Origin of the sequence: Buttiauxella noackiae ATCC 51607, from assembly GCF_001654865.1 — a bacterium.
Lineage (GTDB): Bacteria > Pseudomonadota > Gammaproteobacteria > Enterobacterales > Enterobacteriaceae > Buttiauxella > Buttiauxella noackiae.
Map to the genome: position 1 here is coordinate 57,134 of NZ_LXEO01000007.1, position 17,832 is coordinate 74,965.

Below are 17,832 nucleotides of genomic sequence, written 5' to 3' on the forward strand. Positions count from 1 at the left end.
CGCTTAGCCCACAACCAAATTGAGCAGTTTGCCCGGCACGTAAATCACTTTACGTACGGTCACACCCTCAAGATATTTCGCAACCAGATGTTCCTGACCTGCGCGTTCCTGCACCTGTTCTTGCGTTGCATCCGCTGGAACAGTGATTTTACCGCGAACTTTACCGTTAACCTGCACAACAACCAGCAGCGAGTCTTCGATCATCGCTTTTTCATCTGCCTGTGGCCATGGTGCGTTATCGATATCGCCTTCACCACCCAGAGACTGCCACATATCGAAGCAAACATGCGGGGTGAAAGGATAAAGCATACGAACTACAGCAATCAGCGCTTCGTTCAGCAGAGCGCGGTCTTGCTCGCCGTCCTGCGGTGCTTTCGCCAGTTTGTTCATCAATTCCATGATGGCAGCGATTGCGGTGTTAAAGGTCTGACGACGACCAATATCATCGGTCACTTTCGCGATAGTTTTATGAACATCACGGCGCAATGCTTTTTGATCTTCACTCAGTGCTGCAACATCTAATGCAGGTGCTGCGCCACGGCTGGTGTGCTCGTAAGCCAGTCTCCAGACACGTTTCAGGAAGCGGTTAGCCCCTTCAACGCCAGATTCCTGCCATTCCAGCGTCATATCCGCAGGAGATGCAAACATCATAAACAGGCGAACAGTATCTGCGCCGTAACGTTCAACCATCACTTGTGGGTCGATGCCGTTGTTTTTCGACTTCGACATTTTGCTCATGCCAGCATAGACCAGTTCATGGCCTTGTGCGTCAGAGGCTTTGATAATACGGCCTTTCTCATCGCGCTCAACAATCGCATCTACCGGAGAAACCCAGTTACGCTCACCGTTAACGCCGGTGTAATAGAACGCGTCAGCCAGAACCATACCCTGACACAGCAGCTGTTTGGCAGGCTCGTTAGAGGTCACCATGCCTGCATCACGCATCAGTTTGTGGAAGAAGCGGAAGTAGAGCAGGTGCATGATGGCGTGTTCAATACCACCGATGTAGATATCAACCGGCAGCCAGTAGTTAGCCGCTTTGGAATCCAGCATGCCTTTATCGTACTGCGGGCAGGTATAACGCGCGTAGTACCAGGATGACTCCATAAAGGTATCAAAGGTATCGGTTTCACGCAGCGCAGGTTTGCCATCAATAGTGGTTTTTGCCCACTCAGGATCGGCTTTGATTGGGCTGGTGATACCGTCCATTACCACATCTTCTGGCAGGATAACCGGCAGCTGATCGGCAGGCGTTGGCATAACGGTGCCGTCTTCCAGAGTCACCATTGGAATAGGTGCGCCCCAGTAACGCTGACGGGAAACACCCCAGTCGCGCAGACGATAGTTAACTTTACGTTCACCAACACCTTTGGCAGCCAGTTTGTCGGCAATAGCGTTAAAGCCGTTCTGGAAGTCCAGACCGTCGAATTCACCTGAATTGAACAGCACGCCTTTTTCGGTCATTGCTGAAGCCGTCAGGTCTGGTTCACTACCATCGGCATTCAGAATGACCGGTTTGATTTGCAGACCATATTTGGTCGCAAACTCCCAGTCGCGTTGGTCGTGGCCTGGAACGGCCATTACTGCACCGGTGCCGTATTCCATCAGTACGAAGTTTGCCACCCATACTGGAACAGATTCGCCTGTCAGTGGGTGAATAGCGTTAACGCCAGTCGCAACACCTTTCTTCTCCATCGTTGCCATTTCTGCTTCAGCAACTTTGGTGTTACGGCACTCTTCGACGAATTCAGCCAGCGCAGGGTTGTTCAACGCTGCTTGTTGCGCGATTGGGTGACCCGCTGCAACGGCCAGATAGGTCACACCCATAAAGGTGTCCGGTCGCGTGGTGTAAACAGTCAGCTTTTCAGCACTGTTTTCCACATCGAAAGTGATCTCAACACCCTCAGAGCGGCCAATCCAGTTACGCTGCATGGTTTTGACCTGCTCAGGCCAATGGTCCAGCGTATCCAGATCGTTTAATAACTCGTCAGCATAAGCGGTGATTTTGATAAACCACTGTGGAATTTCTTTACGCTCAACTTTGGAGTCACAACGCCAGCAGCAACCGTCGATAACCTGTTCGTTCGCAAGAACTGTCTGGTCATTTGGGCACCAGTTAACAGCGGAGGTTTTTTTATAAACCAGCCCTTTGTTATACAGCTGGGTAAAGAACTGCTGTTCCCAACGGTAGTATTCAGGGGTACAGGTCGCCAGCTCGCGGCTCCAGTCATAACCAAAGCCCAGCGTTTTGAGCTGGTTCTTCATATAGTTGATGTTGTCGTAAGTCCATGGCGCTGGGGCGGTGTTATTTTTTACCGCAGCCCCTTCTGCTGGCAGACCGAACGCATCCCAGCCGATTGGCTGCAGAACGTTTTTGCCAAGCATGCGCTGATAACGTGCGATAACGTCACCGATGGTGTAGTTACGAACGTGGCCCATGTGTAGTCGGCCAGAAGGATAGGGGAGCATCGAGAGGCAGTAATACTTCTCTTTGCCTTCGTCTTCGGTAACTTCAAAAGTACGCTTCTCTTGCCAGTGAAGCTGTACGTTGGATTCTATCTCTTCCGGGCGATATTGCTCTTGCATGGTAGCCTGTGGTCCTGTGATGAAAGACAGCTAAATGTCGGTAAATTCTAACGAGTTTTTTAGAGCCGCATATATAGCTGATAAGTCTGCGGTAAAACGTAAGTTCCCAATCCTAAGAAGGCGTTTAAATCCGCACACATAGCTGATAAGTCTGCGGTAAAACGTAAGTTCCCAATCCTAAGAGAGTATTTATATTTGCATAGCATAGCTGATTAGGATGCGGCAAAACAGCCTTTCGAAAGCGCGCGGCATCATTTCTCGTTTGCAGTTATTTACCTTGCTTGTGGGCAATCTAACAAAGTGAAGGCAGATTAACGTCTACTATTAGAGCAGGTTACATGACACTGAACGCATGAAACTCTTCAAGGAGGCAGGTAGACGATGAACAAGGTTGCTCAATTTTACCGTGAACTGGTGGCCTCACTCACCGAACGGTTACGTAATGGAGAGCGCGATATTGACGAACTGGTCGCCAGCGCGCGTAAACGCATGAACGAAACCGGGGAGCTGACTCGTACCGAAGTCGATGAAGTGACACGTGCAGTCCGTCGTGATTTAGAAGAGTTTGCACGTAGTTACAATGAAAGCCAGGGGGAGTTTACCGACAGCGTTTTCATGCGCGTGATTAAAGAGAGTCTTTGGCAGGAACTGGCTGATATTACCGACAAAACGCAACTCGAGTGGCGTGAAGTTTTCCAGGATCTCAATCATCACGGCGTTTATCATAGTGGTGAAGTGGTGGGGCTTGGGAATCTTGTCTGTGAGAATTGTCATTTCCACCTGGCGATTTACACCCCAGATGTGCTGCCAGTTTGCCCAAAATGTGGGCATAACCAGTTTAGCCGTCGGCCGTTTGAACCTTAAAAAAATTGAGCCTTCATTTCTGAAGGCTCTTTAGATTTTTAGTGCTGGCAGTGTCGATTAGTGCAGGATTTTCGCCAGGAAGTCTTTTGCGCGCTCGGACTGCGGGTTGTTGAAGAAATCCTCTTTATTCGAGTCTTCGACTATTTTCCCTTCATCCATAAAGATCACGCGGTTTGCCACTTTGCGGGCAAAGCCCATCTCGTGCGTTACCACCATCATGGTCATCCCTTCGTGTGCCAGCTCAACCATAACGTCCAGTACTTCGTTGATCATTTCCGGATCCAGAGCTGATGTCGGTTCATCGAACAGCATTGCCACAGGGTCCATACATAGCGCACGGGCAATCGCTACACGCTGCTGCTGGCCGCCCGAAAGCTGAGCGGGGAACTTATCCGCATGCGCCGTTAACCCTACGCGCTCAAGCAGTTTCAGCCCCTTTTTACGCGACTCTTCTTTGTTGCGTTTGAGCACTTTTACTTGCGCAAGCGTCAGGTTTTCGATGATCGACAGGTGCGGGAAAAGCTCAAAGTGCTGGAAGACCATTCCGACATGCGAGCGCAATTCTGCAAGGTTAGTTTTCTTGCTGTTGACCTGGGTGCCGTTAACAACGATTTCGCCTTTTTGCACCGGCTCCAGGCCGTTTACAGTTTTGATAAGCGTTGATTTACCCGAACCAGACGGTCCGCAAACCACCACCACTTCGCCTTTTTTCACTTCGGTTGAGCAGTCGGTTAGCACCTGAAAGTGGCCATACCATTTAGAAACATTTTTCAGGGAGATCATTACACTGTCCTTTTCTTCAAATAGCTGACCAAAAGCGAAGCGCTCAAACTGATTGCGAAATAAACTGCACCGGCAAACAGGATCATCTCAACCTGGGTTCCATCTCGCTCGCCAATCGTGGAAGCGGTGCGGAAGAAGTCAGCCAGGCTCAAGACATATACCAGGGATGTATCCTGGAACAATACGATGCCTTGCGTTAATAGCAACGGCACCATGGCTCGGAAAGCCTGCGGCAGAATAATTAACTTCATTGACTGCCAGTGCGTCATCCCCAGCGCAAGGGCTGCATTTGACTGCCCGCGGGAGATACTCTGGATACCGGCGCGAATAATCTCGGAATAGTAGGCTGCTTCAAACATGGAAAACGCCACCATGGCAGAGATGAGGCGAATGTCTGTTTGCGGAGAAAGCCCCAGCACTTTTTGCAGAATTCCTGGCACAACCAGATAAAACCACAGCAGCACCATAACCAGCGGGATAGAGCGGAATACGTTGACGTAGGCGCTGGCAAACCAGGCAATAGGTTTAATCGGTGACAGACGCATCACCGCCAATAATGTCCCCCACACAATACCGAAGATAACCGCCGTAACGGTGATTTTCAGGGTGATGATCAACCCCTGCATCAGGTAAGGCATAGCGGGGAGAATAGAACTCCAGTCAAACTCGTACATTATTTGCCTCCCATATTGCCAGGCAGGCGAATTTTACGTTCAACGACATACATCACCAGCATAATCACAGCGTTAATCAGGACATATGCGAGAGTGATCGCTGTAAAGGATTCATAAGCATGTGCGGAGTAATCCAGCAATTTACCTGCTTGGGCGGCCATATCGACCAGGCCGATGGTTGATGCAATAGCCGAGTTTTTCACCAGGTTCATCATTTCTGATGTCATTGGCGGCACGATAACGCGATAGGCGTTTGGCAGTAGCACATAGCGGTAGGCTTGCGGAAGTGTTAAACCCATCGCCAGGGCGGCATTTTTCTGCCCGCGTGGCAGGGACTGAATCGCGGCACGAACCTGCTCACACACACGAGCGGCGGTAAACAGGCCAAGGCAAATCATTGATGACAAGAAGAATTGTACATTCGGGTCAAGCTCAGATTTAAACCACATACCGAGATTTTCGGGTAGTAATTCCGGCACCACTAAATACCAGGTAAAGAACTGCACGATAAGCGGGACGTTACGGAACAATTCGACATACAGCGTGCCAAGGCTCGACAGCCATTTATTGGGAACGGTACGCAAGATGCCGAATAGAGAGCCGACGAGAAAAGCGATTATCCATGCACAGATGGATAGGGCGACGGTGACCTGGAAGCCATTCCAAATCCAGCCCAAATAGGTGGTGTTGCCGAACGGGGCGGGCTGTAGAAATATTCCCCAGTTCCAGTCTATAGACATAACATACTCCGAGAAAAAAGTGAGGGTAGCGAGCTGCGCTACCCTCGAAGATTGATGAGAAGCTTGTACCCCGGTTTCAGATCTATGCCTGAGATTTTCGGGGTACTTTCACGCCGGATGGGGAACGGCCATCCGACGCATAGTCTGTCCGAGCTTCAGTTCGTCAATCGAGAGGACTGGGTCATCCCGGCCCCTGTGGTTCTAATTAGTTCAGTGCTTTATCGTTTGGCGTTTTGAACAATGCTTTCATGTCGTCAGACAGGGCAAAGTTCATATTGATGTTTTTCGGTGGAATTGGATTCATAAACCATTTGTCGAACCATTTAGCTGCTTCACCAGAGGTTTGAGCCTGAGCGATAGTGTCATCCATCAGCTTTTTAAACTCGGTGTCGTCTTTACGCAGCATACAGCCATATGCTTCGTGGGATTGCGGTGTGCCGACGATTTCCCAGTTATCTTGTTTCTTGGCTTTGGCTCGTTCACCTGCAAGCAACGCATCATCCATCATAAAGGCAACGGCACGACCACTTTCCAGCGTACGGAAGGAGTCACCATGGTCTTTGGCGCTGATAATGCGCATATCCATTTTCTTCTCTTCATTGAGCTTGTTGAGCAGAACTTCAGAAGTGGTCCCTGAAGTGACAACAACAGCTTTGCCTTTCAGGTCTGCGAAGTCTTTAATCTCGCCACCTTTTTTCACCAGCAAACGGGTACCGACTACGAAGATGGTGTCGGAGAACGATGCTTGTTTCTGGCGTTCCAGGTTGTTGGTGGTTGAGCCACACTCAAAATCGAAGGTGCCGTTTTGCAGCAATGGAATACGGTTTTGTGAAGTAATCGGGATCAACTTAACGTGCAAGTCAGGTTTGTTGAGTTTTTTCTTCACGGCTTCAACGATAGCGTTGGAGTAATCCTGAGAATAACCCACGACTTTTTGCTGGTTATCATAGTAAGAGAAAGGAACAGAAGACTCACGGTGACCGACCACAATGACGCCGTTTGCGGCGATCTTATCAAGAGTACTTTGTTGAGCTGCAGGTTTAGCATCTTCGGCGTGTGCTATTCCAGCGCCTAAACCCATAACCAGCAAAGCTGAGGCTAGTTTACGTAATTGCATTACCAACTCCTTTATCTTAATGCCATGAGGCATTGATACCCGTTGTGAGTGTTTTACCTGTCATCCTTCGAGCTGCAGGGGCTGAATGCTGGCAGGTATATTTTTGTTGTTGTGTGTTACTGAATAAGCTTAATTCTTTGTCTTTTTGTTAACACTTAACCTAGCTTGATGTAAAGATTTTGCTACCCAGATGTTTATTTTTGCGAAGCGTGCCGCACCGTTTAGAGGCAAAAATCTTTCGTTGCACTGCTTTGGTGCTCGTTATGTCATCGTTTGGTGCAACTCAATGCTTCATGCTGCTCACAGGGTAGTGATTCAGCATTTTGTGTCTTTCTAGTGAGTAATATTTTGCAAAGGTTGTGCCAGAAATGAAAATGGCCAGCATGAGCTGGCCATTTTTCGATAATGCAGAATCAGGATTTGCGGCGTGTGCGCAGTGCCAAAAGAACAGAGACGAATCCAAAGATGAGTGTTGCAACCCAAAGTGGCCAGTCGCCAAAGCGAGCATAAGGTGTGATACCGCGCGTTGGCGTCACTTTTGCTTCCAGAACTTCGCGAGTAAATTGCGGGATCATTGCGTCGATATCACCGTTAGCATTAATCACGGCGGTAATACCGTTGTTCGTGCTGCGCAGAAGCGGACGACCCAGCTCCAACGAGCGCATACGCGCCATCTGGAAATGTTGCCATGGGCCAATCGACTTACCGAACCATGCATCATTTGAAATGGTCAGCAGGAAATCGGTATCAGGGCGGAAGTTATCACGCACCTGTTCGCCAAGGATAATTTCGTAGCAAATCGCAGGTGTCAGTTTAATACCATTGGATTCCAACTGCGGCTGTAAATATGGCCCGCGACTGAATGATGACATTGGCAAATCAAAGAATGGGGCCAGTGGGCGCAGAATCGATTCCAGCGGCACAAACTCGCCAAACGGCACCAGATGGTTTTTGTTGTAACGATCGGCGCTGTTATAGCTGTACTGGTTGCCTTCACCCAGTGTAATGATGGTGTTGTATGTGTCGTAGCGGTTCTGCTTATTCAAACGGGCGTCGACAATACCGGTAATCAATGAGCTGTGCTTAGACCGCAGCAGGTCGTCCATCATCGTCAGGAATTGCTGCTGATTAATCTCAAGATCAGGGATTGCTGATTCAGGCCAGATAATTAGCTGAGATTTCCCCATCTGCGGCTGTGTTTTATCGAGGTAGATCTTCAGCGTATTAAGCAGTTGGTTTTCATCCCATTTCAGAGATTGCGGGATATCTCCCTGAACCATTGCCACATCAATGGTGCGTTCAGGCTGCGGCTGATACCACTGAATGAAACGCAGTGGCCACGGCAGTAACAGCAATGCAGCGGCAATCACAGCAGGACGCCAGTTGCGTTCATGCAGTGCAAATACCAACAGGCCACTGATAATCATCAGCAGGAACGTCACGCTTTCGACGCCCAGAATCGGAGCGATACCTTTCAGCGGCCCATCAATCTGGCTATAACCAAATTGCAGCCACGGGAAGCCAGTTAATACCCAGCCACGCAGGAATTCGGTAAGTTGCCACAGCATGGGCGCGGCGATAGCCACACGCCACCATGTAGTTTTCGGGCAAAGCTTGCTGAGAAAACCACCAAACAAGCCGGTATACAACGACAAGTAAGCCGCAAGCAGTACCACCAGGAAGACATTAACCGGGCCTGGCATTCCGCCAAATTGCGCGATACTGACATAAACCCAGTTAATACCAGAGCCAAATAGCCCCAGCCCCCAGAAGAAACCAATCCACGCGCTTTGAATAGCGCGTCGATTAAGTGTCAGCCCCTGAAGCCCTGCCAGAGAAACAATCGCGGCAGGCCAAAAATCGTAAGGGGAGAAAGCCAGCGTTCCGCAGGCACCAAAAAGCAGCGCCAGCAGCAGACGCACGCGCTGGCGTTGAAGGAGTAGGGCTATAGACATCGTTGAATTATTCTTCCAGTTTCGGTTGCGGCGAGTCGTCCGGAATTCTGACATGAACCTGAATAACACGGCGACTATCTGCCATCGCGACTTTGAACTGATAACCATCAATTTCGATGGTTTCGCCACGTGCAGGTAAGTGGCCAAAGGCCTGCATCACCAATCCACCAATGGTATCCACTTCATCATCATTGAAGTGGGTGGCAAAGGTGTCGTTAAAATCTTCGATTGAGGCCAGAGCGCGAACCGTCCAGGTGTGACGGCTTAACTGACGGAAATCACCGTCTTCTTCGTCGTCATACTCATCTTCAATTTCCCCAACAATGAGTTCGAGAATATCTTCAATGGTGACAAGTCCGGAGACACCGCCAAACTCATCAATCACTATCGCCATGTGGTAGCGCTGCTGACGAAACTCTTTGAGCATGCGGTCAACACGCTTACTTTCCGGCACAACAACTGCCTGACGTAACACTTTTTCCATGCTAAATGGCTCAGTATCGCTACGCATAAACGGCAGCAGATCTTTAGCCATCAGAATCCCTTCGATATGATCTTTGTCTTCACTGATCACCGGGAAGCGGGAGTGTGCGGATTCGATGATGACATCGAGGCATTCGTCCAGCGTCTGGTTGTGTTTGAGCGTTACCATTTGAGAGCGAGGGATCATAATGTCGCGGACGCGTTGGTCGGCGATATCCATCACGCCTTCAAGCATGTCGCGAGTATCCTGATCGATCAGATCATTTTGCTCAGAATCACGGATGAGTGTCAGCAGATCGTCACGGTTTTTAGGCTCACCGTGGAATAGCTGGTTGAGAATCAGGGAAAAGAATCCCTTCTTACTGGCAGGTGTGTCACTGTTTTGGGAATTGTCGTCGCTCATGGCGTTAGGTTTTATTACCTCATGTTCGTTACTGATAAACAGGCAGCTCGATGGTGCGCTGCCTGTCTGTATATGCTTCGCAGAGTAACCCCCTACGGAGACTATTCTTTCTCGGCAATGTACGGATCAGCATACCCAAGAGCAAGCATTATCTCTGTTTCCAGGGATTCCATCTCTTCGGCTTCTTCGTCTTCAATGTGATCATAGCCAAGCAGATGCAGACTGCCGTGGATGACCATATGTGCCCAATGCGCATCCAGCAGTTTTTGCTGCTCTTTTGCTTCTTGTTCCACGACCTGACGGCAAATAATCAGGTCGCCCAACAGCGGCAGTTCAATGCCCGGAGGCGCTTCGAACGGGAATGACAGCACGTTAGTGGATTTATCTTTACCACGGTAGGTGAGATTCAGATCGTGGCTCTCAGCGTCATCCACCAGGCGAATTGTGACTTCTGACTCTTCCTGAAATTGTGGAATGACCGCATCAAGCCATGCCTGAAATTGTTCTTCCGTAGGCAGGCCGTTTGCATCTTCACACGCGACCTGTAAATCCAGTATAACCTGACTCATTTACTCTCCTGAGCGGCGGCATTAATTGCCATCGCTTCTCGCTTGCGCTCTGCTGCGAGTTCATCTTTACGAACCTGTTCCGCGTTTTCCCACGCTTCATAGGCATTCACAATGCGTGCTACAACCGGGTGGCGTACCACATCTTCGCTATTAAGGAAGTTAAAACTAATATCATCAACTTCTGCCAGTACGTCGATGGCGTGGCGCAAGCCGGACTTTGTGCTACGTGGCAGGTCAACCTGGGTGATGTCGCCAGTAATCACGGCTTTGGAGTTAAAGCCAATACGCGTCAGGAACATCTTCATCTGTTCGATGGTGGTGTTCTGGCTTTCATCTAGAATGATAAACGCATCGTTTAGCGTACGGCCGCGCATGTAAGCCAGCGGCGCGACTTCGATAACGTTACGCTCCATCAGCTTTTCAACGCGCTCAAAACCAAGCATTTCAAACAGTGCGTCGTATAACGGGCGCAAATAAGGATCAACTTTCTGGCTTAAATCGCCAGGCAGAAAGCCCAGCTTTTCACCGGCCTCAACGGCTGGGCGCGTAAGCAGGATACGACGGATATCCTGGCGTTCCAGCGCATCAACGGCTGCCGCAACAGCGAGGTAAGTTTTACCTGTACCTGCAGGGCCAACGCCAAAAGTAATGTCGTGGTCGAGAATATTGGCGATGTATTGTGCCTGGTTTGGTGTGCGCGGTTTGATGACGCCACGTTTGGTCTTAATGTTGACCGCTTTGCCGTACTCCGGAACGCTTTCAGCAGACTGTTCCAGCACGCGAATTTCTTTAATGGCGAGGTGGATTTGTTCAGGGGTTATATCCTGAATTTCGCCACGCATCGGTGCAGTATCGACATATAGATTGCGCAGAATATCTGCGGCAGCATTAACCAGAATCGGTCGACCTGTGAGTTTGAAGTCATAGTCACGACGGTTGATCTCGATGCCCAGCCGACGTTCAAGCTGCTTGATGTTGTCATCAAATGGGCCACACAGGCTTAGCAGACGCGCATTGTCTGCGGGTTCTAGCGTAATTTCACGTGTCTCGATATTCAAACTTATCCTCGCAGGGCCAGTAGAATGTATTGCTGCACTATTTATTGCAGTACTTATTGCAGTTGATAAAAAGTGCAGGCCATAAAAAAGATTATTTACGGCGACGGCTGATGGCGCAAGCCTGGTTTTTGATATTTGGGTGGCGGGTTCAGAATGCAACTGCAAACAATGAAAAACTCAGCGGAACACGAAGTTAGCGAGCCGCTGAGCTTTAAAGAGCGGCGTTAAGGCTGATAGATCCCTACGCCGATCTCATTCTCTTTACGTGTGCGTGCAATAACTGACTCAGGAGACTCGGCAATACGCAGCCCCATCTCATCTTCGGTGCGCACAACCTTACCGCGCAGCGAGTTGTTCGTCGCCACTTCAGTAATTTCGACATCAACAAATTTACCTACCATATCCGGCGTGCCTGCGAAGTTGACGCCACGGTTGTTTTCGGAACGTCCGGTCAGCTCCATGATATTTCTGCGTGATGTGCCTTCGACAAGGACACGCTGAATGGTGCCAACCATCTTACGGCTATATTCCATGGCCTGTTGGTTGATACGCTCTTGCAGAATATAGAGGCGCTGTAATTTCTCTGCTTCTGGCACGTCATCAACCATATCGGCGGCTGGTGTGCCCGGTCGAGAAGAAAAGACGAAGCTGTAGCTCACGTCAAAATTCACATCGCCAATGACTTTCATGGTTTGCTCGAAGTCCTGCTGGGTTTCGCCAGGGAAGCCAACAATGAAATCAGAACTAATTTGAATGTCAGGACGTACGGCACGCAGCTTGCGAATAATTGATTTGTATTCAAGAGCTGTATGGGTACGGCCCATCAGGTTTAGCACACGGTCGGATCCACACTGGATCGGCAAGTGCAGGAAACTCACCAGTTCAGGTGTGTCGCGATAAACCTCAATGATATCGTCAGTGAATTCAATCGGGTGGCTGGTAGTGAAACGAATACGATCAATACCGTCAATTGCCGCAACCAGGCGCAGTAGTTCAGCGAATGAACAGATACCGCCATCGAAAGAAGGCCCTCGGTAAGCATTCACGTTCTGGCCGAGCAGGTTAACTTCACGCACGCCTTGCGCTGCGAGCTGTGCGATTTCAAACAGCACATCATCACATGGACGGTTCACTTCCTCACCACGTGTATAAGGCACTACGCAGTAAGTACAATACTTGTTACAGCCTTCCATAATAGAAACGAATGCTGTCGGGCCATCGGCTTTTGGCTCTGGCAGACGGTCAAACTTTTCGATTTCAGGGAAGCTGACATCAACGATTGGGCTACGGTTACCGCGAACTTTGTTGATCATTTCAGGCAAACGGTGCAGCGTCTGCGGCCCGAAAACAATATCAACATAGTGTGCACGGCTACGAATCAGTTTACCTTCCTGGGAAGCAACACAGCCGCCAACACCAATAATGATGTCGGGATTTTTGCGCTTTAATAGTTTCCAACGGCCAAGCAGATGGAACACTTTTTCCTGGGCTTTTTCACGGATAGAGCAGGTATTAAGCAGCAATACATCCGCTTCTTTTGGGTTATCCGTAAGCGTATAGCCATGCGTGCTATTCAGCAGATCGGCCATCTTCGATGAATCGTATTCGTTCATCTGACAGCCCCAGGTTTTGATATGGAGTTTTTTTGTCATCGACTTGCCATTGCTCAGTTGAAGCCAGGAATTCAGGCCGCGTATTGTAATGCTTTGGCCTTGATGTGACCAGCTTGCTTAAAAATCCGGTAGAATCAGCATAGACAATTTAAGGACAAACTCATCATGTTGAATCAGTCAATTGATGTCGCGGTAGTTGGCGGGGGTATGGTCGGCGCGGCCGCCGCCCTTGGTCTTGCGCAAAATGGTTTTCAGGTGGCGGTAATTGAGCAGCAGGCACCTGCAGCATTTGATCCTGCAAGCCAGCCTGATGTACGTATTTCTGCGATCAGCAGTGCATCGGTCGGATTGCTGAAATCACTCGGCGTCTGGGATGCTATCCGGGCAATGCGTAGCCACGCGTATCGTCAGCTCGAAACCTGGGAGTGGGAAAGCGCCCACGTCAGCTTTAAAGCACAAGAGCTAGGGCTGCCAGAATTGGGCTACATGGTGGAAAACCAGGTTTTACAGCTCGCGTTGTGGCAGGAGCTGGAGGCCCATTCGAACGTCACGTTGGTTTGCCCTGCACACATTGACCGTATGCACGGGCAGGCAGGGAAGTGGACGCTACATTTTGCGGATGAGCAAACACTAACAGTGCCGATGGTGATTGGCGCAGATGGTGCAAATTCTCAGGTTCGGCGTTGGGCGGGCATTGGTATTCATGCCTGGCAGTATCGTCAGTCGTGCATGCTCATTACGGTAAAATGCGAACAAGCACCAGGTGATAGCACCTGGCAGCATTTTACGCCGAACGGACCCCACGCATTTTTGCCGCTATTTGATAACTGGGCTTCACTGGTCTGGTACGACTCCCCGGCACGCATCCGCCAGTTGCAAAATATGACCATGCCACAACTGCAAAAAGCGATTGAGGCGAGTTTCCCGGAGCGTTTAGGTAAAATAACACCGGTTGCCAGTGGCGCATTCCCGCTGATTCGTCGCCATGCATTGCAATACACGCAGCAAGGGCTGGCATTAATTGGTGATGCAGCGCATACCATTCATCCATTAGCCGGGCAGGGCGTGAATCTTGGTTATCGTGATGTGGACGCTTTACTTGATGTGATGATTAAAGCGCGTAGCTACGGAGAGAACTGGGCAGATTCACGCGTGCTAAAACGCTACCAGACGCGTAGGCAGGCCGATAATTTCCTGATGCAAAGTGGAATGGATCTGTTTTACGCAGGTTTCAGCAATACATTAGGGCCATTGCGAGTGATTCGAAACTTAGGGTTAATGGCGGCTGAACGTGGTGGGGTACTTAAACGCCAGGCGTTGAAGTATGCGTTAGGATTATGAGTCGGTAAATTTCCCCAGGTCGGATTAGCGTAAGCGACATCCGACATTCATTTTACCAAACGCAGAAAAGCAAAAAGCTCGCCGAAGCGAGCTTTTCATTTTTGGCTGGGGTACGAGGATTCGAACCTCGGAATGCTGGTATCAGAAACCAGAGCCTTACCGCTTGGCGATACCCCAAAAATATGGTGGCTACTACGGGAATCGAACCTGTGACCCCATCATTATGAGTGATGTGCTCTAACCAGCTGAGCTAAGTAGCCTAATTTTAAAACTATTTCTTCGACTGGCTGGGGTACCTGGATTCGAACCAGGGAATGCCGGTATCAAAAACCGGTGCCTTACCGCTTGGCGATACCCCAACTTTGGGTGCACAAAACTAACGTGCTATGTCGAAAACTGCTATATCAAAAAAAGTGGCTGGGGTACCTGGATTCGAACCAGGGAATGCCGGTATCAAAAACCGGTGCCTTACCGCTTGGCGATACCCCATCCGTGCAACGCTTTAAAATGGTGCGGGAGGCGAGACTTGAACTCGCACACCTTGCGGCGCCAGAACCTAAATCTGGTGCGTCTACCAATTTCGCCACTCCCGCGCTAAAAAAAGAATAATGGTGGCTACTACGGGAATCGAACCTGTGACCCCATCATTATGAGTGATGTGCTCTAACCAGCTGAGCTAAGTAGCCTTCTTTTTTCTGCGTAACCTTATCGGCGTTGCGGGGCGCATTATGCGTAGTTGGCCTTCTAGCGTCAACAAATTTTTTCCCGAAAAGTCGCTGAAATTGTCTGTTTGACTAGCTTACGAACAGCTTGGTGCAATATTCGTCAATTATCGGTTATTTCGTGGTTTTATCTGATGAAAAACCACGAATCAGGGGGGGAGATATTGTAGAAACAAAAACGGGCCCGTAGGCCCGTGTGTTTAATTTTGCTCGCTTATTTGTAAGCGGACTGGTGAACGCCTACTGCACGGCCTGATGGATCATTCATTGTTTTGAATGCTTCATCCCATTCGATGGCCTTAGCTGATGAACAGGCAACAGATGGGCCACCTGGAACGCACTGCGCAGCGCTTGGTAGTGGGAATAACTCTTCAAAGATTCCACGATACAAATAAGCTTCTTTAGAGCCTGGTGTGTTGTACGGGAAACGATAGCTCGCGGTTTCCAGTTGTTGGTCGGTTACCTGGCCTGCAGCAACTTCTTTCAACGTGTCAATCCAGCTGTAACCTACACCATCAGAGAATTGCTCTTTCTGGCGCCATGCGACGCTTGCTGGCAGGTAAGATTCAAAACATTCACGCAGGATATGTTTTTCCATCTTGCCGTTGCCGCACATTTTGTCTTTCGGGTTGATGCGCATAGCCACATCAAGGAATTTCTTGTCCAGGAACGGTACGCGAGCTTCAACGCCCCAGGCAGACATCGCTTTGTTAGCTCGTGCACAGTCAAACATATGCAGTGCCTGGAGCTTGCGAACAGTCTCTTCGTGCAGCTCTTTATCGTTTGGCGCTTTATGGAAGTACAGGTAGCCGCCAAACACTTCGTCAGAACCTTCACCAGACAGCACCATTTTGATGCCCATGGCCTTGATTTTGCGTGACATCAAATACATTGGAGTCGATGCACGAATGGTCGTCACATCGTAAGTTTCAATGTGATAGATAACATCACGAATCGCATCCAGGCCTTCTTGCACTGTGAAATGGATTTCGTGGTGAACGGTACCTAAGTGGTTTGCCACTTCTTGTGCAGCTTTCAGGTCAGGGGAACCCACTAAACCGACCGCAAAAGAGTGTAACTGCGGCCACCAGGCTTCAGAACGCTCTTCATCTTCTACGCGACGAGCGGCAAATTTCTTAGTAATTGCAGAGATAACGGATGAATCCAGACCACCAGACAGCAGCACGCCGTATGGAACGTCAGACATCAGGTGGCTTTTTACGGAATCCTCCAGTGCCTGACGAAGTTCGTTTTTATCAGTAACGTTATCTTTTACCGCATCGTATTCGAACCAGTCGCGCTGATAATAGCTGCGGATTTCACCATCTTTACTCCACAGGTAGCTGCCAGCCGGGAACTCTTTAATCGTGCGGCAAACAGGAACCAGCGCTTTCATTTCTGAAGCTACATACATGTTGCCGTGTTCATCATGACCCATATACAAGGGGATGATACCGATATGGTCACGACCAATCAGGTAGGCGTCTTGTTTTTCGTCATAGAGAATGAAGGCAAACATACCTTGCAGATCGTCGAGGAATTCTGGGCCTTTTTCCTGGTAAAGCGCGAGGATAACCTCACAATCGGAACCTGTCTGGAATTCGTAACGGTCACCATATTCTGCACGCAGAGCCTGATGGTTGTAGATTTCACCGTTCACAGCCAGAGCGTGAGTTTTTTCTTTATTGTACAGCGGCTGTGCACCGGCATTAACGTCAACAATAGAGAGGCGTTCATGGGAAAGAATGGCTTTATCGTTAGCGTAAACACCAGACCAGTCTGGGCCACGGTGGCGCATCAGGCGAGATAACTCGAGTGCCTTCTTACGCAGTTCGACCGCATCGGTCTTGATATCCAGAACACCAAAAATTGAACACATAGAATTCTCTCCGTAATGCTTCTTTGAGCCATTAAATTGTTTTGTTGCATTGCATGACTATGAAAATGCGCAATCATTGACGTGAATGCAAGTCCTTTAGTCCTGGAGGGATAAATAGTTCAATGGTGATTGTTGATTACTGAAAAATGATGATGAAATAAGCAGAATAATTAGCGGATCAGCAATTATTGGTGGAATTGTCAGGCGGGCATTTAGTGAAATAGAAAATGATTGTTGAATCGATAAAACGCCCGGCAATACCGGGCGAATTATGAATTAGATAATGTCTACTTCAGCCACAGAGGGATAAATCCACGAAGGGCGGAATGGCATGGCATCGATATCGTTCAGTGTCGAAACACCTGACAGCACGAGAATTGTTTCTAAACCTGCCTGGAATCCGGCAAGAATATCGGTACGAAGGTTATCGCCGACAATCACCGTGTGCTCAGAATGTGCCTGCATCTTGTTAAGCGCTGCGCGAATAATCCATGGACTTGGTTTTCCTACACAGAATGGTTTGCGGCCCGAAATTTTCTCGATACCTGCGCAAAGCGCACCACAGGCTGGATAGTAACCACGGCCATGTGTATCAGGGTTAGTCGCAATAAAGCGCGCACCGTTTGCGACGAAGTAGGCGGCCTTGTGCATCATTTCCCAGTTATAAGAGCGGGTTTCACCGACGATGACAAAGTCAGGGTTGATATCGGTGATAGTAAAGCCTGCTTTATACAGTTCATGAATCAACGCACCTTCACCGACAACGTACGCTTTTTTCCCTTCCTGACGGCGCAGGAAATCCGCGGTTGCCATTGCGGAGGTATAAAAGACGCTATCAGGAACATCAATGCCTGCCGAAGCAAAACGGTTTGCCAGATCCTGGCCGGTTTGAGACGGGTAATTGGTCAACAGGACCAGCGGCATACCCTTTTCCATGATGCGCGCTAAGAATTCATTAGCGCCTGGTACGGCGACGTTGTCGTGCATCAGCACGCCGTCAATATCACAAATTACATTCTGAATGGTCATCGACTACTCGGGCTCA

Annotated in this window: 14 protein-coding genes and 6 tRNA genes; 2 read left to right on the plus strand and 18 right to left on the minus strand. The window is 49.4% G+C overall.

Annotated features, from left to right (window positions below; translation table 11 throughout):
• Nucleotides 1-3 precede the first annotated feature (3 nt).
• Nucleotides 4-2,586 carry a leucine--tRNA ligase gene (leuS, locus tag M979_RS01960; protein WP_064553423.1) on the minus strand — a complete coding sequence of 861 codons (2,583 nt, stop codon included), beginning with the start codon at nt 2,584-2,586 and terminating at the stop codon, nt 4-6.
• A 381-nt stretch (nt 2,587-2,967) separates the two neighbouring features.
• Between leuS and M979_RS01965 the strand changes: the two genes are divergently transcribed.
• A complete protein-coding gene (locus tag M979_RS01965; RefSeq protein ID WP_034494009.1) occupies nt 2,968-3,450 on the plus strand; it encodes a zinc ribbon-containing protein in 483 nt (160 codons plus the stop codon).
• Nucleotides 3,451-3,507: 57 nt separating this feature from the next.
• On the opposite strand, the gene M979_RS01970 is transcribed toward M979_RS01965, so the two are convergent.
• The 9 genes from M979_RS01970 to miaB all read right to left on the minus strand — a co-directional run bounded on the left by M979_RS01970 (nt 3,508) and on the right by miaB (nt 12,884).
• Nucleotides 3,508-4,233: an amino acid ABC transporter ATP-binding protein gene (locus M979_RS01970; RefSeq protein WP_034456700.1), complete on the minus strand. Its 726-nt coding sequence runs from the start codon at nt 4,231-4,233 to the stop codon at nt 3,508-3,510.
• Nucleotides 4,233-4,907, minus strand: a complete 675-nt coding sequence (gene gltK, locus M979_RS01975) for a glutamate/aspartate ABC transporter permease GltK (RefSeq protein WP_034456699.1) — start codon at nt 4,905-4,907, stop codon at nt 4,233-4,235. The genes M979_RS01970 and gltK overlap by 1 nt, the downstream gene beginning before the upstream one ends.
• Nucleotides 4,907-5,647, minus strand: a complete 741-nt coding sequence (locus tag M979_RS01980; protein ID WP_034456698.1) for an amino acid ABC transporter permease — start codon at nt 5,645-5,647, stop codon at nt 4,907-4,909. The genes gltK and M979_RS01980 overlap by 1 nt, the downstream gene beginning before the upstream one ends.
• A gap of 205 nt (nt 5,648-5,852) precedes the next feature.
• Nucleotides 5,853-6,764: an amino acid ABC transporter substrate-binding protein gene (locus M979_RS01985; protein ID WP_034456697.1), complete on the minus strand. Its 912-nt coding sequence runs from the start codon at nt 6,762-6,764 to the stop codon at nt 5,853-5,855.
• A gap of 413 nt (nt 6,765-7,177) precedes the next feature.
• A complete protein-coding gene (lnt, locus tag M979_RS01990; protein WP_034456696.1) occupies nt 7,178-8,719 on the minus strand; it encodes an apolipoprotein N-acyltransferase in 1,542 nt (513 codons plus the stop codon).
• Between the two features lie 7 nt (nt 8,720-8,726).
• Nucleotides 8,727-9,605, minus strand: a complete 879-nt coding sequence (corC, locus tag M979_RS01995; protein WP_034456695.1) for a CNNM family magnesium/cobalt transport protein CorC — start codon at nt 9,603-9,605, stop codon at nt 8,727-8,729.
• A gap of 101 nt (nt 9,606-9,706) precedes the next feature.
• On the minus strand, nt 9,707-10,174 hold the full coding sequence (ybeY, locus tag M979_RS02000) for an rRNA maturation RNase YbeY (protein ID WP_064553425.1): 468 nt from the start codon (nt 10,172-10,174) through the stop codon (nt 9,707-9,709).
• A complete protein-coding gene (locus tag M979_RS02005) occupies nt 10,171-11,232 on the minus strand; it encodes a PhoH family protein (RefSeq protein ID WP_034456693.1) in 1,062 nt (353 codons plus the stop codon). The genes ybeY and M979_RS02005 overlap by 4 nt, the downstream gene beginning before the upstream one ends.
• Nucleotides 11,233-11,456: 224 nt before the next feature.
• On the minus strand, nt 11,457-12,884 hold the full coding sequence (gene miaB, locus M979_RS02010; protein WP_034456692.1) for a tRNA (N6-isopentenyl adenosine(37)-C2)-methylthiotransferase MiaB: 1,428 nt from the start codon (nt 12,882-12,884) through the stop codon (nt 11,457-11,459).
• A 126-nt stretch (nt 12,885-13,010) separates the two neighbouring features.
• Here miaB and ubiF point away from each other — a divergent pair, with 126 nt between their 5' ends.
• The gene (gene ubiF, locus M979_RS02015) at nt 13,011-14,186 is read left to right on the plus strand and encodes a 3-demethoxyubiquinol 3-hydroxylase (protein ID WP_064553427.1); all 1,176 of its coding nucleotides are present in this window, start codon (nt 13,011-13,013) and stop codon (nt 14,184-14,186) included.
• A 102-nt stretch (nt 14,187-14,288) separates the two neighbouring features.
• On the opposite strand, the gene M979_RS02020 is transcribed toward ubiF, so the two are convergent.
• The 8 genes from M979_RS02020 to M979_RS02055 form a co-directional block, all read right to left on the minus strand.
• Nucleotides 14,289-14,363: transfer RNA gene (locus tag M979_RS02020), tRNA-Gln, on the minus strand.
• 6 nt (nt 14,364-14,369) lie between these two features.
• Nucleotides 14,370-14,446, minus strand: a tRNA-Met gene (locus M979_RS02025).
• Between the two features lie 24 nt (nt 14,447-14,470).
• A tRNA-Gln gene (locus tag M979_RS02030) sits at nt 14,471-14,545 on the minus strand.
• Nucleotides 14,546-14,600: 55 nt separating this feature from the next.
• Nucleotides 14,601-14,675 (minus strand) — tRNA-Gln (locus tag M979_RS02035).
• A gap of 19 nt (nt 14,676-14,694) precedes the next feature.
• Nucleotides 14,695-14,779, minus strand: a tRNA-Leu gene (locus M979_RS02040).
• Between the two features lie 16 nt (nt 14,780-14,795).
• A tRNA-Met gene (locus tag M979_RS02045) sits at nt 14,796-14,872 on the minus strand.
• Between the two features lie 250 nt (nt 14,873-15,122).
• Nucleotides 15,123-16,787, minus strand: a complete 1,665-nt coding sequence (gene asnB, locus M979_RS02050) for an asparagine synthase B (protein ID WP_064553429.1) — start codon at nt 16,785-16,787, stop codon at nt 15,123-15,125.
• Nucleotides 16,788-17,063: 276 nt separating this feature from the next.
• Nucleotides 17,064-17,816 (minus strand): HAD-IIA family hydrolase, encoded by a 753-nt coding sequence (locus tag M979_RS02055; RefSeq protein ID WP_034456689.1) that lies wholly within the window; start codon nt 17,814-17,816, stop codon nt 17,064-17,066.
• Between the last annotated feature and the right edge of the window lie 16 nt (nt 17,817-17,832).